The organism is Kitasatospora sp. NPDC018058 (genome assembly GCF_044327205.1).
Classification (GTDB): domain Bacteria; phylum Actinomycetota; class Actinomycetes; order Streptomycetales; family Streptomycetaceae; genus Kitasatospora.
In genome coordinates, this window is sequence record NZ_JBIRFA010000064.1 from 1 (window position 1) to 21,927 (window position 21,927).

21 protein-coding genes and 4 pseudogenes are annotated in these 21,927 nt (G+C 69.6%); 15 read left to right on the forward strand and 10 right to left on the reverse strand.

Annotation, left to right across the window (positions count from 1 at the left end; translation table 11 throughout):
- Positions 1 to 465 precede the first annotated feature (465 nt).
- The 3 genes from ACH4E7_RS41690 to ACH4E7_RS41700 all read left to right on the forward strand — a co-directional run bounded on the left by ACH4E7_RS41690 (position 466) and on the right by ACH4E7_RS41700 (position 3,057).
- Positions 466 to 1,389, forward strand: coding sequence for a phosphotransferase family protein (locus tag ACH4E7_RS41690; protein WP_396254437.1), 924 nt, complete (start codon positions 466 to 468; stop codon positions 1,387 to 1,389).
- A gap of 361 nt (positions 1,390 to 1,750) precedes the next feature.
- Complete coding sequence (locus tag ACH4E7_RS41695) at positions 1,751 to 2,131, forward strand: hypothetical protein (RefSeq protein WP_396254438.1); 381 nt, start codon at positions 1,751 to 1,753, stop codon at positions 2,129 to 2,131.
- Positions 2,132 to 2,346: 215 nt separating this feature from the next.
- Positions 2,347 to 3,057 (forward strand): hypothetical protein, encoded by a 711-nt coding sequence (locus ACH4E7_RS41700; protein WP_396254439.1) that lies wholly within the window; start codon positions 2,347 to 2,349, stop codon positions 3,055 to 3,057.
- A 322-nt stretch (positions 3,058 to 3,379) separates the two neighbouring features.
- Here the strand turns inward: ACH4E7_RS41700 and ACH4E7_RS41705 are convergent, their stop codons facing one another.
- Positions 3,380 to 3,760, reverse strand: coding sequence for a hypothetical protein (locus tag ACH4E7_RS41705; protein ID WP_396254440.1), 381 nt, complete (start codon positions 3,758 to 3,760; stop codon positions 3,380 to 3,382).
- Positions 3,761 to 4,044: 284 nt separating this feature from the next.
- Between ACH4E7_RS41705 and ACH4E7_RS41710 the strand changes: the two genes are divergently transcribed.
- Positions 4,045 to 4,593 (forward strand): hypothetical protein, encoded by a 549-nt coding sequence (locus tag ACH4E7_RS41710; RefSeq protein ID WP_396254441.1) that lies wholly within the window; start codon positions 4,045 to 4,047, stop codon positions 4,591 to 4,593.
- A 9-nt stretch (positions 4,594 to 4,602) separates the two neighbouring features.
- Here the strand turns inward: ACH4E7_RS41710 and ACH4E7_RS41715 are convergent.
- The 3 genes and pseudogenes from ACH4E7_RS41715 to ACH4E7_RS41725 all read right to left on the reverse strand — a co-directional run.
- Positions 4,603 to 4,880, reverse strand: a pseudogene (locus ACH4E7_RS41715) (transposase); the annotation flags it as partial.
- A gap of 147 nt (positions 4,881 to 5,027) precedes the next feature.
- Positions 5,028 to 5,377: pseudogene (locus ACH4E7_RS41720) on the reverse strand (hypothetical protein); the annotation flags it as partial.
- 112 nt (positions 5,378 to 5,489) lie between these two features.
- A complete protein-coding gene (locus ACH4E7_RS41725) occupies positions 5,490 to 5,867 on the reverse strand; it encodes a TetR-like C-terminal domain-containing protein (protein ID WP_396254442.1) in 378 nt (125 codons plus the stop codon).
- Positions 5,868 to 6,064: 197 nt separating this feature from the next.
- On the opposite strand from ACH4E7_RS41725, the gene ACH4E7_RS41730 reads away from it, so the two are divergent.
- From ACH4E7_RS41730 to ACH4E7_RS41740, 3 genes are all read left to right on the forward strand, one after another.
- Positions 6,065 to 7,282: an alpha/beta hydrolase family protein gene (locus ACH4E7_RS41730; RefSeq protein WP_396254443.1), complete on the forward strand. Its 1,218-nt coding sequence runs from the start codon at positions 6,065 to 6,067 to the stop codon at positions 7,280 to 7,282.
- 57 nt (positions 7,283 to 7,339) lie between these two features.
- Positions 7,340 to 7,597 carry a hypothetical protein gene (locus tag ACH4E7_RS41735; protein WP_396254444.1) on the forward strand — a complete coding sequence of 86 codons (258 nt, stop codon included), beginning with the start codon at positions 7,340 to 7,342 and terminating at the stop codon, positions 7,595 to 7,597.
- Between the two features lie 88 nt (positions 7,598 to 7,685).
- A complete protein-coding gene (locus ACH4E7_RS41740) occupies positions 7,686 to 8,057 on the forward strand; it encodes a hypothetical protein (RefSeq protein ID WP_396254445.1) in 372 nt (123 codons plus the stop codon).
- 301 nt (positions 8,058 to 8,358) lie between these two features.
- Here ACH4E7_RS41740 and ACH4E7_RS41745 read toward each other — a convergent pair whose 3' ends face one another.
- A complete protein-coding gene (locus ACH4E7_RS41745; RefSeq protein ID WP_396254446.1) occupies positions 8,359 to 9,549 on the reverse strand; it encodes a response regulator in 1,191 nt (396 codons plus the stop codon).
- Between the two features lie 272 nt (positions 9,550 to 9,821).
- On the opposite strand from ACH4E7_RS41745, the gene ACH4E7_RS41750 reads away from it, so the two are divergent.
- A complete protein-coding gene (locus ACH4E7_RS41750) occupies positions 9,822 to 10,457 on the forward strand; it encodes a hypothetical protein (protein WP_396254447.1) in 636 nt (211 codons plus the stop codon).
- A 487-nt stretch (positions 10,458 to 10,944) separates the two neighbouring features.
- On the opposite strand, the gene ACH4E7_RS41755 is transcribed toward ACH4E7_RS41750, so the two are convergent.
- Together ACH4E7_RS41755 and ACH4E7_RS41760 are read right to left on the reverse strand one after the other, a co-directional pair.
- Entirely contained in the window at positions 10,945 to 11,724 is a 780-nt protein-coding gene (locus ACH4E7_RS41755; protein WP_396254448.1) for a GntR family transcriptional regulator, read from the reverse strand.
- A gap of 124 nt (positions 11,725 to 11,848) precedes the next feature.
- A complete protein-coding gene (locus ACH4E7_RS41760; protein ID WP_396254449.1) occupies positions 11,849 to 12,937 on the reverse strand; it encodes an adenosine deaminase in 1,089 nt (362 codons plus the stop codon).
- Positions 12,938 to 13,257: 320 nt separating this feature from the next.
- Here ACH4E7_RS41760 and ACH4E7_RS41765 point away from each other — a divergent pair, with 320 nt between their 5' ends.
- From ACH4E7_RS41765 to ACH4E7_RS41780, 4 genes and pseudogenes are all read left to right on the forward strand, one after another.
- Positions 13,258 to 13,683 (forward strand): hypothetical protein, encoded by a 426-nt coding sequence (locus tag ACH4E7_RS41765; RefSeq protein WP_396254450.1) that lies wholly within the window; start codon positions 13,258 to 13,260, stop codon positions 13,681 to 13,683.
- A gap of 653 nt (positions 13,684 to 14,336) precedes the next feature.
- Positions 14,337 to 14,609, forward strand: a complete 273-nt coding sequence (locus ACH4E7_RS41770; RefSeq protein ID WP_396254451.1) for a hypothetical protein — start codon at positions 14,337 to 14,339, stop codon at positions 14,607 to 14,609.
- A gap of 29 nt (positions 14,610 to 14,638) precedes the next feature.
- Positions 14,639 to 15,182, forward strand: a pseudogene (locus tag ACH4E7_RS41775) (YbhB/YbcL family Raf kinase inhibitor-like protein).
- A 484-nt stretch (positions 15,183 to 15,666) separates the two neighbouring features.
- Positions 15,667 to 16,791, forward strand: a complete 1,125-nt coding sequence (locus ACH4E7_RS41780) for a PP2C family protein-serine/threonine phosphatase (protein ID WP_396254467.1) — start codon at positions 15,667 to 15,669, stop codon at positions 16,789 to 16,791.
- 163 nt (positions 16,792 to 16,954) lie between these two features.
- On the opposite strand, the gene ACH4E7_RS41785 is transcribed toward ACH4E7_RS41780, so the two are convergent.
- Positions 16,955 to 17,155: a hypothetical protein gene (locus ACH4E7_RS41785; protein WP_396254452.1), complete on the reverse strand. Its 201-nt coding sequence runs from the start codon at positions 17,153 to 17,155 to the stop codon at positions 16,955 to 16,957.
- A gap of 219 nt (positions 17,156 to 17,374) precedes the next feature.
- Between ACH4E7_RS41785 and ACH4E7_RS41790 the strand changes: the two genes are divergently transcribed.
- Positions 17,375 to 18,103 (forward strand): aminoglycoside phosphotransferase family protein, encoded by a 729-nt coding sequence (locus tag ACH4E7_RS41790; RefSeq protein WP_396254453.1) that lies wholly within the window; start codon positions 17,375 to 17,377, stop codon positions 18,101 to 18,103.
- 529 nt (positions 18,104 to 18,632) lie between these two features.
- Here the strand turns inward: ACH4E7_RS41790 and ACH4E7_RS41795 are convergent.
- Complete coding sequence (locus ACH4E7_RS41795) at positions 18,633 to 19,190, reverse strand: RICIN domain-containing protein (protein ID WP_396254454.1); 558 nt, start codon at positions 19,188 to 19,190, stop codon at positions 18,633 to 18,635.
- 450 nt (positions 19,191 to 19,640) lie between these two features.
- Here ACH4E7_RS41795 and ACH4E7_RS41800 point away from each other — a divergent pair, with 450 nt between their 5' ends.
- Positions 19,641 to 20,690, forward strand: coding sequence for a hypothetical protein (locus ACH4E7_RS41800; RefSeq protein ID WP_396254455.1), 1,050 nt, complete (start codon positions 19,641 to 19,643; stop codon positions 20,688 to 20,690).
- An 81-nt stretch (positions 20,691 to 20,771) separates the two neighbouring features.
- A complete protein-coding gene (locus ACH4E7_RS41805) occupies positions 20,772 to 21,272 on the forward strand; it encodes a sigma-70 family RNA polymerase sigma factor (protein ID WP_396254456.1) in 501 nt (166 codons plus the stop codon).
- Between the two features lie 96 nt (positions 21,273 to 21,368).
- On the opposite strand, the pseudogene ACH4E7_RS41810 reads toward ACH4E7_RS41805, so the two are convergent.
- Positions 21,369 to 21,773 (reverse strand): annotated as a pseudogene (locus ACH4E7_RS41810) (BTAD domain-containing putative transcriptional regulator); the annotation flags it as partial.
- Positions 21,774 to 21,927: the final 154 nt, after the last annotated feature.

Here is a 21,927-nt window from a genome sequence, read left to right on the forward strand (position 1 = left end):
CTAGTGACACGCCCCGTCACCGGGCCATGCCGCGTTTCCGCAGCTCAAGCCACGTTTTCACCGACTATGCCGCTACCTCTGCTGCGGAACTCCGGGGGAAGTCTGCCGCATATCCGCCCGCACCGCCCGCACCGCCCGCGCGGACCCTGCTGGTCTGACCACCAGCCTTCCGGTGGGGAGCCGAGCCGAGCAGGTCCGACCATCCCCGAGTAGGGGTGGCCGACTTCATCGAGCTCCATCAATGAATCGCGCTCAGGCTGGCCAGGTAGCGCAAAAGCCCTGGCCGCTCTGCGCGGCTTGGGCTGCGCAGGTTGTGGATGTGACTGCGGCGTATCTCCGCGGCAAGGGCGTGTTCGGTAAGTGGTCGGGCGGGCTGTGGCCGTTCGTCGGCGTGGCGGTGATCGTGAGCATGCATCACGGGAAAGTCCGGTGCATCGATGAACTGCCAGCCCCTAGCATGCGTGGGTGAACCTTTCGCATCTCGGCGTGCCGATCGGGCCGATGATCCGCGTCCACGGCGGGTTCGCCAACCGGATGTACCGGCTCGACACCGACCAAGGGTCGTTCGCGGTGAAGGAGTTGAACCTCGTCGACCGCCGCTGGACCTATCGCGTCGAGGACGTGTTCAGGTTCGAGCGGTCGGCCTTCGCCGCCGGTATCCCGATGCCGGAGCCGATCTCGGCCAACCACGACACGCTCGTTCACCGATGGGTCGAGGGAGAAAAGGTGCCCGAAGCGCCGGTGTCGGCGGCGTACGCGTTTGAGATCGGTGAGATCCTCGCGCGCATCCACGGGCTCGACGTCGCGTGGAGCCATGTGTCGGCCGAGGACCCGACGTCACGGGACTGGCCCGAGCTCGCCGCGCGGGCGGTGGCGACCGGACAGCCGTGGGCCGACGAACTCGCCTCTCACGTCGAGACGTTCCTCGCGATTGCCCACTTCGTCGACACCTGCGAACGGCCAGGCCCCGTCGTGCTGACCCATAGGGACATCCAACCGTGGAACCTGCTGGCTCGAGAGGGTCGGCCGGTGGTGCTCGACTGGGAGCTCTCGGGGATCCTCGACCTGTCCAGTGAGCTCGGCTCGACCGCGCTGAGCCTCGCGAAGGGACCTGGCTTCGACGACATCGAGCCCGCCATCTTCCGCTCGGTCCTCGACGGCTATGTCGCGGGGGGCGGAGCGCTGCCGCCGTCAGGTCCAAGCTGGTTCGTGTTCATGATCGGCGGCTGGCTGGGGCACACGAGGTGGAACATCCTCCGGTGCCTCGCCGGTGTCGAGGCGAGCACCGGCCCTGACCTCGCGCTGTCGCACGAGTCCGTGCGCAACGGTGTGCGCGGCCTCCCCGACCTGTTCGGCCGACTTCCGGAGCTCGAGGCGCTGCTCTTGTGACGGACGGAGATCGCGAGGGACTCGCGGCCAGGGGGCCGGTGTGGAAGGTCCCCGGCATCCGGCTCGGGACTGGAACGGGATCCATGTCCCCGCCCCCCACATACAGCACGCAGCCGCCTTCGGCGTTCGTAGACAGGTTGCATGAAGCCCGGCCGGTGTGCCGGACATCGTGCCCTTCCCGGAGGGGCGCGATCTGCTCCAGGTGCTCTGGTGTCCGCGGCCCCATGACGGCCAGTGGGTCGTGCCGCAGGTCTGCTGGCGGTCTGCGGAGGAGGTGGGGGAGGTGCGGCAAGCCCCGGCGGTGCCGGCGGATGCCGGGTACGGGCAGGTGCCGCGGCCGTGTGTCGTACATCCGGAGTCGGTGACGGAGTACCCGAGTTGGGATCTGTCGTACGAGCTCTGGGACGCCCTGGACGCCCGCTTCGAGCAGGTGGAGAAGGAGACGGGCTGGAACTACCAGGACCACTTGTCCACCGCGCCGGGTACCAAGCTGGGCGGCTACCCCGGCTGGAGCCAGGACTCGCAGTGGCCGCACTGCCCGGCCTGCGGGATGCCGATGGACCACCTGCTGACCGTGGAGAGCACCGAGGAGTACGACCCTCGGCAGGCGTGGACTCCGCTCGAGGACCGCGACGTCCGGTGGGAGGGCGCGGGCCTGAGTCTCGGAGGCCTGGGCGGGGTGTACCTGTTCGAGTGCCGCACCTGCCCCGGGCGCCCGTTCGCCCATCGCTTCGACTCCTAGATCCGCCGGTTGGCGGTGTCCCATCTAGTCTGAGTTGGCAGTTGGTGGGGGCTCTGACCTGCGGGGCTGCCGGGTGATGTGGGAATGGCGTGGGGCGCTGTTCCCGAACGAGTTGGCTCTCGTGGAATGAAGCTTGTGCGATGGGCAGCGTCCGGGCCCCGGAACATCGGATGCCCGTTCGGTCATGTGTCAGCGGGGGCATGCAGAATGCGTCCATGAGTTACGACTATCGGTCCGGTGATGTGCTGATGCTGGAGTGTCCGTTCACCGAGACCACGGTCACTGAGGTCTCCCGCTACTACGTCTCCGTGCGGTGGCCGTGGTTGGAGGTGGACCCGCAGGCGACAAACATCAGATGGAACGGCCAGAGGGCGCTTCCGACGCCCGAGGCCCACGAATGGGAGATCTTCCGAACGGAACCGGCAGAAGCCGCGCTGAAGCCGGGTGACACATGCCTCGTAGGAGTCCCCCCGACCGTGGTGCACGTCCAGGCGGTCTATCACTTCGATCCGCCCCAGGTCACCGGCATGCTGCCGCGGCCCGCGTCATACCTCGACCTCCTGCGGCAAGGTGACACCTACGACCCCGAACTTGAGGATCAGACTTACGCGCTCGATCCGGTGGGCGGTGAACCGATCCGCATCGAACTGCTCTTCCGCCCATACGCGTTCCTCGAACCAGGCGATGAGGTCGCCGACCGGAACGGGCGCGCCTGGCGGTTCGATGCGGCCTGGGACTGGTACCCCCTCGACGGTGAACAGCCGGGCACCCCGGTCTGGCCGCTGGCTCTGTTCTCCCGCAATGGTGAGCCAACCCTGGAGGAAGCCGCAGCGGTCGCTGGGGCAACAGCGGTCGGCAGCCACGCGGAGGAACTGGAACGGTGGAGCGGACTCACTCTCGCGCGACCAGTCACTCACCAGCAATAACCTGGCCGGGACCGAACAAGATCAGGTGGCAGGAGCCGAATCACCCGGTACGTGGTCGAGATCGACTGCCAGCCGACAACAGGTCACTGGAGTCGTGCTCCGCGAAGGCGGCAGAGGTGCTGGTGGGCGGGTCTTGGACGCCGATAACGGTGTAGATCCGGGCGAAGCGTCGGCTCAGCTCGGCTGATGATCACCATGGTGGCCGATGGGCTGCGGCGGGCGCGCGTGCCTTCCAGCGGGGAGGCACGCGGGTCTCGGGAGATGCATACGGACGTTCCACTCCATCGGCTCGGTCTCAGGGGCGTCGCCGGCTCAGTCGGTATCAGCGGACGTGGCAAGCCGCGCCCTGGCCGGTGCGGGCAGCGTGGCGGAGAACATGTAGCGGGCCGTCAAGGAGTTCGTCGGCGTCGTGGGCGGGATCGTCGCCCAGGTCGGTCATCCACGTGCGGATCCGCTCGACCGCTTCCCGCCGCTGGGTTCCGGTCAGGGCAAGGGCGTCCTCGGCCGCAGGGAGCCGGGCGCGGACTTGCTCGGCGTCGAGTAGGAAGTCCCCGAACCAACCCGGTAGTTGTAGCACCGCGTCGGGGCCGGGCGCGTAGGCCAAGGCCGAGTACGGGCTGGCCTTGCGTGCCATGGCCGCGAACAGGCCCTCTTCGCCGTCGGGTGGGAACTGGTCCGTGACGGCGTCGCGCAGCGCCTCCACCGGTTCGGAGTCGTCACGGCAGCTGTCGAAGAATACGCTCAGCCGGAAGGTGTCCTCGTCAGCGCTCCAACTGCCCGGAGCGGTCCTCGACGCGCTCGACTGGTGGTCGTCGGCATTCGGGAGGCCTGGTGCCTCGTGTAACGGCGATGGCCAGCAGATCCAAGGCTTCCGGCGTACGCCGGTTCACGGTCATCGGTTCGCAGGCCGACATCACCCTTTTGGATGGCATGTCCGTTATGTGAGGGTCCCTTAGGGGGGCGGTGGCACATTCCACTGGCATCCGTATGGGAGGCATCATGCCAGCATTGCGTACTGGTCTTACCGCCGTCACCGTTGCCGTGCTCGTGGGCGCTACGACCGTGGTGACCCAGGGCAGCGTCACCGCGGCTACGGTAGCGCCCGAGCGGGTGGGAGGAATCGCCCACCTCAACACGCCGGTCAACCTGCCGAACGGCGTGTGGACCGATACCCCGCTGGAGGTCACTCTTCCCCGGGCCGGGACCTATGAGCTCGACGCGGATGTCCGCGGCCGACTCGCGGGCGTACCCCCGGTCAATGCGTTCATCACCGCCCGGCTGTGGGACGTCACATCGGGTACCGCCGTCGCGGAGAGCGAGCGGCTCGTCAACCAGATCATCGACCTGAACGCCGGCGCCGCCCAGGCCGGCGGCAACGCGACCGCGCCGATCAGTGAGCGGGTCCAGGTGAACCGGCCGACCACGATCCGGCTGCAGGGCATCCGAAACAATGCGGTCGGGGCGGCGACCATCGCCCAGATCTACTCCGACGCCAGCGGTCGCATGTCCCTGCGCTACGAACGGGTCGGCCCCTGAGCTTGACGTCTATGGTCGGCGGGTTTGGTGTTCCTTGATCGACTCGGCCCGTTTGACCGCCTTGCCGACGTCGTGGCGCCCGGCGCGCTGCTTGTTCTTCGAGCCGGGAGGTCGTCCCGGGCCCGGCCGGGACCGTTTCGGCCCGGTCGCAGGGCGGGCCGACCGCCGTCATGCGGACGTTGCGAAACCCGCGCGGTACTCGGGCAGGGGTGAGGCGGCGGGGTTCGGCCGCCGGTCGTTCCCAGGGGCGGCGTAGGTCCCGGCGCGGGGCGGGCGAGTCGGAGCTGGTGGCCGCCGGGGGCGGGCCGGTCGAGGTGCCGGAGCCTGCCCCGTCGCCCTCCTGGAACGCGGGGCCTGGCCGCCCGCCACCGCGCCGCCGTCGTCCAGCTCGTAGGCGCGCACCGGACCGGCGGGCCTTGACCCAGCTGGTTTCACTCCGCGAGGGCCTGCAGGACGCGCCGGTAGTCGCCGACAGCGCCGACCAGGTCAGCCCCGCCCGCCACGCCCGGACCACCGATTTCGGCTTCGCCGCCTCCCCCGGTTCGGGCTGCACCGTTTGTCCACCGGGAACCGGCAGACCCGCGGAGGTGCCGGGGTCGACCGCGGGGCCGTTGTCCGGGGCCAGTACCTCGCCGACGCGCGGGCGGGCGATGATCCACTCATTCCACTCCCGCTCGGCCACGGCCGGCTCCGCCTGGATGCGGGCGGCCTCCTCCCGCAGATCATCCGCAGGACGGCGAGCGGCGAGCTCACGTTGTTCCGGTAGCCCCACGACCGACGGCATCCCCGCCCTCCACCAGAGCGACGACATGACACGTCACCACTACCACGGGACCGCCGGTCCTGTTCCTGACCAGCAGAAACACAGCTATCAACCCCGGAAGGACAACAACTTCTCAGGCGGTGATGGCGGTGAGGACTTTGTGGGTGAGGTGGTTGAGGTAGTCCGGTCCGGTGGGGGTGTGGACGACGCTGAGGCGCCAGTAAAGGGGGCCGGCGAGGAAGTCGAGGGCGAGTTCGCGGTCCACGTCGGCGGGGAGTTCGCCGCGGAATGCGTGTACGTCGCCGCGAAGGGTGCCGGTGTCGGCAGTCTCGGCCGTGTCCACGGCGACCGCGGTGACCAGTGCGACGGTCATGTCCAGTTTGGAGGGCGAGCGGCGGTAGATGGCGGCTTTGCCTGCACCTGCCCGTTTGGCGACTGCTTCGAGGGAGAGCCGGGCGTAGCCGGTTGAGGCCAGTTCCTCGAAGAAGGCGGCCGAGATCGCCTGGGTCACCGAGTCCTGGAGGACGGGCCCTCAGGGGGGCCGGCGCTCGGGGGCGGGGGCTGTGAGGGTGAGCCAGGCATACCCCAGAAGCTACCACGAGACGGAACGGTTGCGTCTCGACTGGTTGAGGTCTACTGTCCATCTCGTAAGCGAGACGGACCCGTTCCGTCTCGTCACATGTTCGATGACTAGGGTTGGGGTATTTCATGCGGTTCCTGTTCGAGGACGAGTCGTTCTCCTTCGAGACGCTGCGCGCGGCCGGGTTCGCCAACTACGGCGGCGCCGACCTGGGTGAGGTCGTGGCCACTGCCCGCAATATCGCCGAGGGGGACGAGGAGGCGTGGCTGAGGGAGTGGACGAGGACCGCGGAGCGGGTCCATGCGATAGGCACCCGCGCTCTGAGCGCCGGGCACCGGGTCAGCGCCCGTGAGGCTCTGCTGCGCGCCTCCAGTTACTACCGCACCGCCGAGTTCTACCGCCGTGACGACCCCGCCAACGACCCCGAGGCCAAGCGTCTGTCCGCGCTCTCCCGGGAGACCTTCGCCACCGCGGCGGACCTGATGGACACCCCCGTCGAAACCGTCCGTATCCCCTACGAGGACGGCAGCCTGCCCGGCTACCTCTTCCTCGTGGACGACTCGGGCACCCCCCGCCCCACCGTCATCTTCACCAGCGGCTTCGACTCCACCCTGGAGGAGGCGTACTTCGTCGTCGCCGCGGCCGCGCTACGCCGCGGCTACAACGTGCTCGCCTACGACGGCCCGGGCCAGGGGGCGGCGCTGCGCGAACAGCACCTGTTCTTCCGCCCTGACTGGGAGGCCGTGGTCACCCCGGTGGTCGACTATGCGCTGACCCGCCCCGAGGTCGCCGCCGACCGGCTGATCCTGATGGGCTACAGCCTCGGCGGCTACCTCACCGCCCGCGCCGCTGCGTACGAGCACCGCCTGGCCGCCCTGGTCCTGGACGACGGCCTCTACGACTACTACCAGGCGCACACCCGGGTGATGCCGCCGTTCCTGCGCGAGTGGGTCGAGACCGGACAGGACGACCTCGCCAACCCCGTCGCGGGCCTGCTCATGAACGGCAGCACCCAGCTCCGCTGGGCCCTGCGCAACGGGGTGTGGGCGTTCGGCGCCGCCTCGCCCGCGGACTACATCCGCCGTACCGCCGAATACACCCTGGACGGTGTCGCTGAGCTGATCGCCTGTCCCACCCTCATCCTGGACGCCGAGAACGACCAGTTCTTCCGCGGTCAGCCTCAGCTCGTCCAGGCCGCGCTGACCTGCCCCCACACTCTGATCACCCTGCCTGAGGCCGAAGGTGCCGGCGAGCACTGCCACATGGGAGCCATGGCTCGCTTCAACCAGATCACCTTCGACTGGCTCGACACCACCCTCGCCCCCGCACCCCGATCCGGCGACTGACCCTACGGCAGCCGCCGGGACCGGTACCGGAGTGGCTCTGCCGGTTGATCCGGAGCCATGTGCGACGTCGGCCTTCACGACCACGACCAGGTCGTGAAGGCCGAAACCGGTGACCGGTGCCGGGCCGAGGACCTGCTGCGGACCGCCCTCGCCCGCACCTGGCCGAAGTGGTCGAAGACCGCCGACGGGCATCCCGAGGCCCGTGCGCCGGGTGATCGTCAGCGTGCACGCTCGTCATGGTTCGCGCATTCCTTGGTCGGAGCGCAGGATCAGACGAAGGCCGCCTCTACGTACGGCAGTTACCGGAACGAGTGATCAAGTTCGACGGCTCGTTCGAGGCCAGTGGTCAAAGATCACACTAGGGCTTGTTTCGGAAGTGGATCAACACCGCTAGGGCCATCCCATGGTGAAGCCGGTGCTGCGAGCGAGGACCTGGAGCGGAGACTGTTGGGACAGCCCGTCCGAGGACGCACTGTTCGATCTGCTGAGCGAGATGAACCTACGCCACCGCTACGTGATTGTTGAACGGCTGGACGCGGAACCCGCAGACCAGCACTACATGCAGGTCTATCTCAACGACGACATGAGCTGTCAGATCGAGTTCCGGGAAGGCGGACCGGAGTTCCACTTCCAGGCACGAGTGGACGGACCCTTCGATCTGTACGGTCATGAGACCGTGGCCCGGGTGCTCCAGGACTGGGCCTTCGGGCGCCCAAGGTGGCGGGACGCCCTGCCGTGGGCTCCGTGGCCCGCGCCCGCGGAAGCCCTCCAGTGAGGGCAACCACCTGACGCTGGCTGTTCGATCCGCTCAGAGTCACTCGTTGATGGCCGAGATGAGCACGGTGGCCTCATAGCGGACCGCCGGCTTGTCCGTGCGGACCTTGTCGGGCCGAGTGCGAGGCCGTCCCGGTCCGAGCCGGGGCACACGACCAGCGCCTTGCCGCTGCCGGCCTGCTCGGCCACGGACACCACCACCGGCCGCTCCTGGGGCACGGCCCCGTGCACCGCGCCGTCGCTCCATGGACTGCCGAGGAGGGTTCTTCGTGGCGTGCCGTCGCCTGGGGGTGGCGTGGTGGTCAGGACGGTTGGTGCGGGTGGTGGGTGGTGGGCAGGAGCCAGTCGGTGGTGGTGCTCGCGGGCTGTTCCGGGGGCATGGCGCGGGGGGTGCCGCGGTAGTTCAGGTACATGCCGGTCAGGACGGTGACTTTGGCGCGCAGGAGCCACGGGTCGAACGGTTTGATGATGAAGTCGACCGCTCCGACGTCGTAACCGCGCAGGGTGTTCTCCGGGTCGGACCCGATCGCGGTGACGAAGATGATCGGGATGTCGCGGGTCTGTGCGCGGCTCTTGATCTGGGCGGCGGTTGCGTAGCCGTCCATGTCGGGCATCTGCACGTCCAGGATGATGACGGCGATGTCGTTGTGCTGGAGCAGTGCTTTCAGGGCGTCCGGGCCGGACGGGACGGCCAGGACGTCCCAGTCGGCGGCCGCGAGGACGGCCTCGAGGGCGACCAGGTTCGCGGGTTGGTCGTCGACGATGAGGACCCTGGGCCTGCTGGTGGTGGTCGGGGCGGGGGCGGGCGCTTCGATCCGGAGCGGGTCCTCGCCGGCCTGCTGCTCGGCGACGATCAGTTGGCGTTCCAGCAGCTCGCAGCGGGCTTCGGCGGCGAGTTGACGTCGGAGCGCCTCCCCCAGTTCGGCCTCCAGCCGCGCGACCTCCTTCTCCAGGGCCTGCTTCTCGAGCAGTAGGTCCTCGCGGTCGCCGGTGTACAGGGCGATCTCGTCCGCACGGGCGCGTTCCCGTGCCCAGTCGCTCTCCAACTGGTTGAGGCGCAGCTCCAGGTCGGCGATGCGGTGGTTCTTGTCGAGCAGGGCGTCGCCCAGGACGTCGCTGTGGGCGGCGGAGCGTCGCGAGAGTCGGTCGGCCTCGGCGAGCTGGAACTGCAGCTGTTGGACGGCATGGTTGACCGAGGCGCTGGTCTGCTGGGCGGCGGCGTGCAGGGAACGGAGAAGCTCGATCGTCTCAAGGGTGGCGACGTTGCCCCGGTCGGCGCCGACGTCGGTGAGCAGGTCTTGAACGAACTGCCAGGACGGGATCCGTTGCCCGGACAGGTAGCGGGAAAGCGCTCCCGGGCTCAGATGCCGGCGCGAGCTGTATCGGCGCACCGACACGGCGGGCCGTAATCCCGCGAACAGGCTGCGCAGGGCCTCGGCGAAGGCGCGGCACTCCTTGTTCAGGTCAGGGTTCAGTGGCTGCAGGTTCCCCACCCGGTCACCCCCCGGTGTCTCATAGGTCTCCACAACGCCACCATCCTTGCAGTCTCGGACCGGTCGCGGCCCGGGAACCGGAGCACCCGGGCCGTACCGGGGTCAGGAAGCTGATTCGTTCTCCGCTTGCTCCTTCTCGGGGCTGGCGACGAGCTGGTTGACGAAAGGCACGCCGACGCCGAAGGCGCCGGCGCCGTACAGGACGCACTGAGCCAGGTGCACGCCCCCCCCGCGGCGGCGAGGATCCCCGCGCCGATACCCCGGTCATCGGCGTGGACGTCCTCCGCGACAAGGTCGAGCGGCTCAACGCCGGCGAATGCCCTATCTACGAGCCCGGCCTGCCCGAACTCCTGGCCCGCCACACCCGAAGCGCCCGCCTGCGTTTCACCACCGACATCGCCGAAGCCGCCGACTTCGCCGAGCTGCACTTCGTCGGCGTCGGCACCCCGATCGACGCCGACGGCCGGTCCTACGACAACGGCCAGGTCTTCGGCGCCATCCGCCAGCTCGCCCCCCACCTCACCAAGGCCTGCACGATCGTCGGCAAGAGCACCGTCACCGTCGGCACCACCGCTGAAGTGACCGCCCTCGCCCAGCGACTGGCCCCCGCCGGCGCCAACGTCGAGGTCGTCTGGAACCCCGAGTTCCTGCGCGAGGGCCACGCCGTCGACGACACGCTGCGCCCGGACCGCATCATCGCCGGGGTCACCAGCGCCGAGGGCGAGAAGGCGATCCGCGCGGTGTACGCCGGCATTCTGGATGCCGGTGTGCCGCTGTTCGGCTGCGACCCGGCGACGGCCGAACTGGCGAAGGGCGCGGCGAACACCTTCCTCGGTCTCAAGATCAGCTACATCAACGGCGTTGCCGACACTCCGACCTGTCCGCCGCGCTCACCGGCGCCGACCTGATCGTCCTGGCGACCGAATGGTCCGAGTACCGGCAGGCGGACCCCGACGCCCTGGTGGCACTGCCCGCCAACCCGGTGCTCGTCGACTGCCGCACCACCCTCGACCCCGAGCCCTGGCGCACGGCGGGCTGGCGCGTCCACCAGCTCGGCCGACCCGGGAAGTAGGCGTGCCTGTCCGGCGGTAACGGACCCGCGTCGCAGCGCTCGGCGCGGAGGCCGAAGGTGGGACAAGGCGTGGTCCGCGGTGAGCGGCCCCGATGTGCCGGCGGCCACGCTCGTCGGGGGCGAGTGTGGATGCCGGTGAAGCATTCGACTGTTCAGACGCGCCGGCCGTACGGGCCGGTGGCTGCGGGTGGTGTGCGTCGGCCCGCTGACGACCGGGGTCGCGCCGAGCTGGTGCTCAGCGAGAGCTCGTCTCGGCGGGTCGCATCGTCACGGACCTGACGCTCGCTCCCGCGCCGCCGGTCCTGGACTGTCCCGCTGGGTGATCACAGCGCGTTCTGCGTGAGGGTGAGCGGTCCGGCGGCGGCGAGGACGATGTGCTTGGCGAGGTAGAACGGCCGGCCGTCCAGCGCCGCCGCGTGGGTGAGGACGATCGCGGGCTCGGCAGGGCCGGTGCGCAGTACGGCGGCACGGGTGGGGCCGGGGGTGCCGGCGGTGATCCGGACGGTGGCCGGGCCGAGCGCCGGGCCGTGGTGGCGGATCAGCAGGGCGAGCAGGGTGTGGTCGGCCGGGGCGTCCTCCGGACGCATCGCATCGCCCCAGTCGGGGTCGCCTGACGCCGGGGCCGCGAGGTGCTCCTGGCACAAGGCGATCGGTTCGTCGTCGCGCAGGAGGACGGTCTCGATGAACCAGGTGGACTCCCCGGCGCCGAGGCCGAGTTCCTCGGTGACGAAGGTGGGGGCCGGGGTCTGCCGGGTCACCTCGCTGCGCCGCAGCCGCAGGGGCGTGGCGGGGGTGGAGAGGAGTTCCTCGATCGGGACGAGCCGTTGCAGGCCGGCCTGGGGTGGGGTGTCGGCGACGAAGCGGCCGACGCCGCGCCGGGCGACGAGGAAGCCGTCTTCCTCCAGGAGCATGAGGGCTTCGCGGACGACGGTGCGGCTGACCCCGAGGAGTCGGCCGAGTTCGGTCTCGGTCGGGATCATCGTGCCGGGGCGCAGTGTGCCGGAGCGGATGCCGTCGAGGATGCGGCTGTGCGCCTGTACGCGCAGCGGGACTCCGCTGTCGCGCGGCAGGGGCCGGGACAGGAAGGTCGGGCGGTCGCCCACGGTGGCCTCCGACGGTGTTTCCGGTTGTCGCGGCCGTCTCGCCCGCCCGCGGCTGTCTCGCCGCATGCTACGCGGTCGAAGATCGGCTGCGGGTGGGCGAGACGGCCGCGGGCTCAGGTGCGGATCAGCCGCGGGCCCGGGCGAAGCCCTCGCGGATGGTGTTGGCGAGCTCGGCGCGGCGGGCGGGGTCGACGAAGGCGCCGTGGGCGGCGTTGAGCTGGAAGGTCTCCAGGTCGTCGAGGCTGAAGTCGAACGTCTGCTGCAGCAGGGCGAGTTCGGTCGTGAGGGTGGTGCCGCTCATGAGCCGGTTGTCGGTGTTGACGGTAACCCGGAAGTTGTGGCGGTGGAGGGTGGCGATGGGGTGGTCGCTCATGGACTCGCCCCAGGCGGTGAACGCGCCGGTGTGGAGGTTGGAGGTGGGGCTGGTCTCCAGGACGATGCCGCGGTCGCGGACCCAGCGGGCCAGCGGGCCGAGCGCGCCCTGCGCGTCGATGTCCTCGATGATCCGCACACCGTGGCCCAGGCGCAGGGCGCGGCCGTCGAGGAGGGCGGAGGTGATGCTGCCCAGGCCGTCGGCCTCGCCGGCGTGGATGGTCGCGGGCATGTGGTGGCGGGCGATCAGCTCGACGGCCTCGCGGTAGCGGCTGGCGGGGAAGCCGGCCTCGGGGCCGGCGAGGTCGAAGCCCACGACGCCGTCGCCGTGGTGGCGCAGGGCGAGTTCGGCGACCTCGTGGGTGCGGTCGAAACCGCGCATGCCGGCGATGAGCTGCTGGACCTCGATGGGCGTCCCGGTCGCGGCGGCCTCGGCCATGCCGTCGCGCAGGCCCGCGCGGACGGCGTCGACGGCCTCGTCCATGGTCAGCCCGGCCTCGGTGTGCTTCTCCGGCGCCCAGCGGACCTCGGCGTAGACGACGCCGTCGGCGGCGAGGTCGAGGACGTACTCCCGGGCGACGCGGTGCAGGTGCTCGGCGTGCTGGAGTACGGCGCCGGTCAGCGCGAAGGACTCCAGGTAGGAGACGAGGGAGCCGGAGTTGGACTGCCCGAGGAACCAGGCGCGCAGGGCGTCGGGGTCGGTGGTGGGCAGGGGCAGAGCGAGGGCCTGGGACAGCTCGATGACGGTCTCGGCGCGGAGGCTGCCGTCGAGGTGGTCGTGCAGGGAGACCTTCGGCAGGGTGCGCAGGAGTTCGTCGGTGAGGGCGGGGTGCTGGGGCATGAGGGCGTGCTCCGGAGGGCGTGCGAGTTGTTGGACGAGGTTGTTATACAAGTACATCACACACGCCCGTGTGGCAGCGAGGGCGAGGTGTGGTTCGAAGACGGCGACCCGGCCGGTGCGTCCGGACGGTGTGTGGCAGGCGGCGGAGGTCGGGGTGCCGGTGCTGGTGGTGGAGGTCGACCGCTCGACCATGGCGTCGGAGCGGGTGGCCGCGAAGTTCTCGTCGAAGAGGGAGGGCTGGGTCTTCAGGAGGTGGATGACGGTGCTACTTTGAACGCGTTCAAAGTGCCTTGAACGCGTTCAAAGCATCCTTGGGGTGGATGATGGTGGGATCGTTGTCGTCGCGCTACGCCGAGCCTCGGCCATGGGGGCTCGCGGCGTGGGCGGGTGCCTCGTGGCTGATATACGCGGTCGCGTATGTGGCAGGTTATGCAGGAGCCGACGGAGAAACCCTCGTCAGGTGGTGTCTGGCCGGCTTCAGCACCTTGATTCCCCTGGGGGTGCCGGGGCATCGGGGCTTTCGTGTGGCCTGTCTTGTCGTCGGCTGGCTGCAGTTCGGCATCGAGATCGGGCTCTCCCTCCCGTGGCTGCTGATCCCGCTGCCGTATCTCGTGGCCTTCTTCCCGTCCGGCGTCGTGCTGCTGCTCGCAGGCCGGAGGAATGGCGGTCCAAGCGGCAAAGTGGTCGGTGCTCTGCTGAGTCTGGTCCCCCTCGTGCTTTTCCTGGTCGTCTGGGGAGGGAGGTAGCTCTTGCCGAGGCCGGCGGTCAGGACCGTGACGGGCCCGCCGGTGAGGGTGTAGGTCTGCTCGGCGCCGGTGTACTCGGCCCGGATGTCGGCGAGTCCGTCGGGGCGGGCGGTGGTGGTGACGGTGAGGTCACCAGTGATGACGCCGACCTCGTCCGTCATGGCCCCGCCCGGCCCGGCGATCACCTCGTCGCGGAGGCGGACGGGCATCGGTCGCAGGTGCTCAGCATGCCGGCCGGTTTGTCCTTCTCCGCCGGGTCACGTTCAGCCCGTACAGGAACTTCACGCTGGTCCACGACTCGGCATAGGTGCACCAGAAGTCGACGTTCGGCGGGGACCACTGGTCCGGGGACTGGTCGCCCTTGCTCCGGTTGGACGACGAGGACACCGCGAGGAGTCGGCTGTGGTCCAAGTCGTTGGCAAAACGCTTCCGGGTGGGCGTGTCCCACGTGTCGGCGCCGATTGGCGGGGAGCGTCATTCCAACCGTGCTGTCTTCGAAGGAGTTCTGTTGCACGGTGAGGTGTCGGAGGCGGGCGTTACGGTGCGCGGTCATGGGCACTTTCGATTTCGGCCGCCGGACCTGGACCTGGGGAGACAACGACCGGGAAGGCAGAGCCGCTGAGAGATGGCAGGGCGGGAAGGGAGTTCCCGCCGTGTACGACGAGGGCGGGCTGGAGTTCCACGAGGGCACGCCGGAGGACGTGCGGGTGATCGTGGCTGCGATGACCGCCGAGGTCAAGGACGGTCCGCGCTACGACGCGGTGCCGTGGGAGAGGTTCCACCACGCCTATGGCCCCGGCGACGATGTCCCCGACGACAACCTCGCCGGCGGCCGGCTCGACCGCCGGCGCGCCGGTTCCTCGCCGGCTCGCCCGATCCGCATCGTTCAGCCCCGTCTGAGGCTGAAGCCCGAGCGGGGCCCGTGAACAACATTGCGCCTACAGGAGGTAACACCATGAGTCTCGATCGTCCGGTCGCCCCCGACCCCTACGAGCTGCTGCCCGCGGTCGGATCGTTCGAGGTGACGTCCACGGACGTCACGGACGGCCGGCAGAAGCCCAACGCCCACGTGTTCAACACCATGGGCGTCAGCGGCGACAACATCTCGCCGCCAGCTGAGCTGGACGGGTTTCCCCGCGGAGACCAAGAGCTTCGTGGTGACCTGCTTCGACCCGGACGCCCCCACTCCCTCGGGGTTCTGGCACTGGCTGGCCGTCAACATCCCCGCCACGGTCGCCGAACTGCCCACCGGCGCGGGCGTCGGCGACGACACGCTTCCCGCCGGAGCGTTCCACACCCGCAACGACTACGGCACCGCCAACTACGGCGGCGCGGCCCCGCCGCAGGGCGACCAGGTCCACCGCTACTACTTCGTGGTGCACGCGGTGGACGTCGAGAAGCTGGACGTCACCCCGGACTCCTCGCCCGCCGTCGTCAGCTTCAACCTCGCCTTCCACACGCTCGCCCGTGCGATCATCACCCCGGTGTACTCGCACTGACGCAGCACGACCGGAGGGGCGGCCGAGGGAATCCCGCGGTCACCCCGCCGTTTCGACAGGTGTGTGAGGCACGGCGACTCTGCGGTGTCGGCACCGGACCCGGCAGTGTGCGGTGACGTCCACTCCGTGCACGCTCCAAGACGCCACCCCTCCGGCCCGCGGGCGCGACCCGGCCTTCGCCGATGACCAGCGCCGACGCACGGCGAACCGGGTGCCTGGCCCTGCTGCGCCCGGCGTCCCGGGCCTGTGTCGGCGGCCTGTTGTGCCGCGGCGGGCGCGCGGGTCGCTGCCTCCTGGTGGCGGTTGGCGGGGCTGACGGGTTGTCGCGCGGCCTGTCATGACGGGCCGTCGCGCCGGCGAGAAGCGGTGGAGATCACGAGGTGCTCTCGGGTCTTCGGCCATTTGCCGGTGGTTTGCCGCCGACATACGGGCCCAATGGGGATCTATGGCAGTTTTGTACCGATAGATTTGCATTGTGGTCGTGATTGCGCGGTTGCGGCGCCGTCGTTCTCCCGCTGGCCGGTGGGAAGCCTTGCTGTCGCCGGTGGTACTCACCGCGGTCATCGCCAGCCTGGCCTTCACTACGCCGAGGGAGGTCGCCTTCAGCCGCTTCCTGCCCATCGTGCCTGCCGTCGCCGCCTCCATGTGGCCGGTGCTTCCCACCGTCCTGCTGGGGATGCTCTGCCTTCTGATCATGGTCGGCCTCGGCCTGGTCTACCCGGATCTGGGGACATGGTGGACGGTGGCGGCCATCGCCGCAGGCACCGTGGTTGGCGCGTACGCAAGCTATGTCCGGCTCAAGCGGGAGCAAGCCCTTCTGCAGGTCCGGCTCGTCGCAGACGCCGCGCAGGGCGTGCTGTTGCGCCCCCTGCCGCGCCGCCTCGGATGCGTCGAGATCGAGTCGCTGTATCTGGCGGCCGCAGCGCAAGCCCGCATCGGCGGTGACTTCTACGAGGCGATCGACACACCGTACGGGGTTCGGCTGCTCATCGGCGATGTGCGGGGCAAGGGGCTGTCCGCGGTGTCGGCCGCCGCGGCGGTGGTCAACTCCTTCAGAGAGGCCGCTTACGACCTACCCGACCTGTGCGGCATCGCGCGCCGTCTGGAGGTCGGCATGACCCGCCACAGCGCTGCGTACCCCACCCAGGACCTGCCGGAGCGTTTCGCCACCGCCGTCCTCGTCGAGATCCCGAACGAGGGTGGCTACCTCAGACTCCTCAACTGCGGGCATCCCCCGCCGCTGCTCCTGCACCGCGGGGAGCTTCGCGTCCTGAGTCCGACCGCCCCCTCGCCGCCGCTCAATCTCGCGTCGCTCGTCGGCAACCACTACAGGATCGACACCTCCGCCTTCGACCCCGGCGACCACCTGCTTCTCTACACCGACGGTGTCACCGAGACCCGCGATCACACCGGCGAGTTCTTCCCGCTATCCGACTGGCTACGGCACCAGAGCGCAGCCCCGCCCCGCGAGCTGCTGGACAGGCTCCACCGGGACCTCCTCCGCTACAGCAGCGGAAGACTGAACGACGACATCGCGGCCCTCGCCGTACGCCTCCACGCGTATCCGGACCGCGAAGTTCCCCGGGCATCCGCTTCGGATGTCACCTGACGCCCGCAGGAGCAGGCTGTCTTCGCCCCGCCCCTGCGCCAACTGGGTGAGATCGTCCAGCGGGTGCGGGACGGACGACTGCGCACGAACCTCGGCAACGTCGCGACCCTCGACGATGCCGTCACCGCCCTCAATCCGACCGAGCGACGCCAGGGGAAGACGATCATCCGCGTTCGCCCGTGAGGACTCGGGCGGCGGGCCCGGCGAACGAGGGCGGCGCATCCACGGCGATCCGGGTGTCGTCGCGGATCGCGTCCCAGGGAATGCGGCCCGAGCGGCGGGCCATGCCGACGTACTCGCACGACCCCCGGATAACGACGGCCCACACCGCCCGTACTGAGCTTGAATTCGTGATGTCGGTCAACCGTCCATGATCAGGCCGGTGGCGACCAGGCGGTCGTCGACGAGCTCCGGGCGGTACTGGATCTGCTTGAGCCGGTGCTTCACGACCTTGGCGATCTGGCCGCGGTCGGCTGCGGCCAGTGCAACGGCAAAGTAACCAGTTGCGTCACGGCGGTTTCCTCGTCACGGTTGCCAGGTGACTACACGAGATCTCGGTCGGGTCGAGCGCATCGGCAACACGGTGCACCGGCCGACCGGACCGTGGACCCCGGCGGTTCACGGCCTGCTCCGCCATCTGGAGGCCGTCGGCTATGAACACGCACCCCGCGTGCTCGGCTTCGATGAGCAGGGCCGCGAGGTACTGACCTGGATCAGCGGCGAATCCGGTCCGGACGGTTGGGCCAAGGTCGTCGACGACCAAGGCCTGATCACCTTCGCCGGCCTCCTGCGCGACTACCACGACGCCGTGGCCGGATACCAACCTCCGGACACGACACGCTGGTCCACCACCGCCGGACCCGTCGGCGACGAAGTGATCTGTCACGGCGACTTCGGTCCCTGGAACACCGTGTGGCGCGGCGCCCGGCCGATAGGAATCATCGACTGGGACCACGCGCGTCCGGCGCCACGGCTGCACGACGTGGCGTACGCACTCGAATACGCGGTGCCGTTCCGCGACGATGGCGAGTGCGTACGGTGGCTGCGCTACCCGCAGCCTCCCGACCGGCGTCACCGCCTTGAGGTATTCGCCGCCGCCTACGGCCTCAGTGACACGGCTGGCCTGGTCGATGCCGTGCTCACCGTTCAGGAGCACGGCATCGATGCCGTCCGGCGCCTGGCTGAACAGGGCCACGAGCCCCAAGCCACCTGGGTCGCCGAAGGGCACCTGGACGAACTCCGGGCCCGCCTCGCATGGAGCCAGACCAACCGGCACCTGATCGACGTCACCGGAACCCGGCAGTCGACCTGACCGGCTGCCTCCCGTGAGTCGTCCCGTAGGGCGTCCGGTCGGTCGTTCGGTGAGGCGTCGGGTGGAGCGTCTCGTGGGTCCGCAGTCCTCCAGCCCGGCCCCGCATCATCGCAGGTCAAACCGTATTTTCGGAGGGCGGGAAATTCCGGCGACCCCTCTGTCCGTCCCTCTCCCTTGGTTGCTGGTGGTGTGGTGGGCGGTCTGGGAGGGCGCGGGGTTCGCGCGCTCCCGGGCCGCTGAGGCCCTCCCTTCTCCTTGTTGCGTCCGGCGGTGCCGGCCGCGTGTGAAGTTGCACTTCGTTTCTCGCGGTGAGCTGCAGCGGTTCGTCGCGTTGTCTCGTGTGCTGATACCTGGTCAGAGGCGGTAGCGGTCGGTCCGGCGTCATCGTGGTGCGGTTTTCGGCGTCATGCTGGTGCCGTTTCTGCTGGTCGGCATTGTGCGCCGGGTGCAGCCCGCCCTCGCCGGTGCGCGCGGCGAGGGCGGGCTGCATCTCGGGTCCGTCGTGGGGTACGGCGCCCGGGCGGTTGGGCTAGGAAGCCTTCACCTGGGGCATGTCGAACTGGGTCCACTTCTCTGACGTGCGGCCGTCGCAGTTCCAGATTTCGGTGGGGCTGCTGGTGCCGATCGCGTCGGCTTTGACGTTGAGGCAGAGCTGCGAGTTCGGGTTGTAGATCGAGCCGTCGTCGCGCAGCTGCCACTTCTCCGAGGGGTTGACCGTAGTGTCGCAGGACCAGACTTCGGTGGGGGCGCCGGCGCCGGTGGAGTCGCCCTTGACGTTGAGGCAGAAGCCCGAGTTCGGGTTGTAGATCGTGCCGTCGGGCTGGAACTGCCACTGCTCCGCAGGCTGGTTGAGGCAGTTCCAGATCTCGGTGTTGGCGCTGGCCTGCGTGCTGTAGCCCGAAACATTCAGGCACAGGCCCGAGTTCAGGTTCCAAAGGTGGTGCTGCCCCCCGTTGGGCGTGACGGGCGTAGCGGCGGAGGCCGAAGTCGCGGGCGTCGCGGTGAGCAGGGCCGCGGCGAGGCCGGCCATGGCGAGGCCGGCCCGCAGGCTGCGTCGGCCGCGAGAGGTCCACTCGGATCGGGTCATGTGAAGTCAACTCCTTGTCTGTTGTTCGGGGTCGATGGTTCTGCTGCTCGTGCAGGCGGCGTCCGGTGGGGGCGGCAGCGGGTGGAGATCTGCCGCTGGTATGGGGCGTCGGGAGCAGCGGGTGCGAAGAATGCCAAGGTCATGTCCATGACATGTGGCAGGGTGAGCCGGTCCCGCGGGATGTGTTCGGCGGGATGTGGAGCAACTATGCGGAGCATCCGTCAGATGCGCAAGACCGGTTCGGGGTGATCGAGACGGCCCATGCGCCGCGGGTGGCTGGCGACATGGCACTGACGTGGTCGGTTTGGGGGCCCGTTTCCACTGGTCAGGGGCGTCGCGAAAGAAATTCCGTCTGGTGTGCGACGGAACCGTCGGTCTGATCCGTCTTGGTGGGCAGAGCCTCCCTTGCGAGCCGGGGCCGTGTGACCGACAGCAGAGGACACCACCGTCATGGACGACTTCCGTACCGCCCTGAGCGACGAACTGTCAGGACTCGCCGCTCCTCCGTTGGGTGATCTGGTCGCGGCCGCCACCCGGCAGGGACGACGGGTGCGCCGTAAACGGGCCGTCGCCGCCGCGGCCGCGGTGGTGGCCGTCGTGACCGCGCTGCTGTGCGGCGTGCCGGGAACGGGCCGTGCGCAGCTGCAGGCGGTGGCCCCGGACAGGGAGGGTTCCGTGCCGTCCGCCGGCGCCCGTGCTCCGGGTACCGCGGCGAGCCCCGCCCCGGCACCTGCTCCAGGGACCGCGGCGCCGACCACGACGGCCACCGCCGCCCCCACCGGCCGGCTCGTCACCACGACCGGCCCGGCGCTCCTGGCCGTACTGCTCAAGACGCTGCCGCCGACCGAGAAGGCCAGCCATTTCGCCGCGGACTCGGGCGAATACCCCAAGGCCGAGGCCGACCTCACTGATGACCGCGGCACCGGAAGAATCACCGTCTCCCTGAGCCCCGAGGCCGGGAACCCCTGCGACGCTAGCGCTGGCTCTGTCAACGCGCCCGGCCGGTGTTTCCGCGACGGCCACGGCCAACAGGTCAGGATCTCCTACGGCCAAGTCGAAGGCCCCTGCACCCAGTACGTCATGGTGACCGTCACCCACCCTGACGGCACGGCCGTACATATCTCCATGCCCGACTGCCTCGCGAAGAAGGGCGGCACCCACCCGCCCGGGACGATCGCGCTGACCGAGGACCAGGCCGTCGCCATCGCCGGAGACCCCGCATTCAGTCTGCGCATGGACTCCGGCTTCGTCCAGGCGGCAGCCGACCAGTTCCACGCCCTGCCCCCCATCGACCACCCCGACGGCACGGCCGTACAGATCTCCATGCCCGACTTCCCCACGAAGACGGGCAGCACCCACCCGCCCGGGACGATCCCGCCGACCGAGGACCAGGCCGTCGCCATCGCCGGAGACCCCGCACACAGCCGGCACATGGACCCCGGCTTCGTCCGGGCGGCAGCCGACCGGTCCCCCGACCTTCCCCCCATCGACCGATCCTGAGGGCTGACTCCGCCTCGCGGCCCCGCCCGGGACCGCGAGGCCCCTCCCGTATCCGACGACACCAGGGCAGGACACCAGTTCATGCGCAGTGAAGCAGAGTTCACGGCCTTCGCCGACGCCAACGCCATGCGGCTGCGCCAGATCGCCTACCTGATGTGCCGCGACTGGCACCTGGCCCAGGACCTCACCCAGACCACCCTCACCAAGATGTACCTCTCCTGGAACCGCGCCATCCGCCGCGACGGCGCCGACCCCTTCCCCTACGCCCGCAAAGTGCTCCTCAACACACTCCTCGACCACCGCAGGCTGCGCCGCAACACCGAACTGACGGTAGACCGGCTCCCCGACCGCCCAAGCGACAGCGACCCCGCCGAGGTCCGCCTCACCCTGCTGGACGCCCTGGCTCTGCTGCCCCCACGAGACCGCGCGATCGTGCTGCTGCGCCACTGGGAGGACCACAGTGTGGAGACCACGGCGGAGATCCTCGGCGTCAGCGTCTCCGTGGTGAAGTCGCAGGGCACGCGCGCGCTGGCAACGCTGCGCGGCCATCTCGGAGCCGACCGCGAGCTGCTCTTCGGCTGACGAGGTCTGTGCGGACAAGCGGAAGCTGCCCGGGCCTCCGGGGTCGACTCCGAGTTCTTCCCTCAGCCGGGTGCGGATGTCCTCGAAGGCGGCCAGGGCGTCTGCCTGGCGTCCGCTCCGGTAGAGCGCGGTGACCAGCTGCACGTGGAACGCCTCGTGCAGGGGGTGCTGAGCGGCCCAGCGGGTGAGCTCGAAGATCGCGCTCTGATGCCGTCCGAGGCGCAGCTCCGCCTCGAAGTACCACTCGGCGGCCCGGAGCCGCGCTTCCTGCAGGGAGTGGATGTAGGGGAGTTCCTGCTCGGCGAGCGTCGGCAGATCACCGAGCGGGTCGCCGCGCCACAAGGTCAGTGCGGCCGCGGTGTGCTCGCTGACGCCGAGCCAGTCGCCCCGTCCGCGTGAGGTGCCTGCGGCGGCAAGCCGGTCGGTGAAGTCCTCCGTGTCCAACTCGCTCTCGCCGATCCGCTGCAGGTATCCCGACGAAACGGTGCGCAGACGGTCCACGCCGTCCGGTCCGAGGAAGCGGCGCAGCTGGGCAACCTGGTTGCTCAGGGCGTATACGGCGGTCGCCGGCGGCCGCTCACCCCTAAGGCCCCGAGCAGCCGGTCACGGGACACCGGCCAGCGTGTCCAGCGACGCAGGCAAAGTGGGGGAGCTT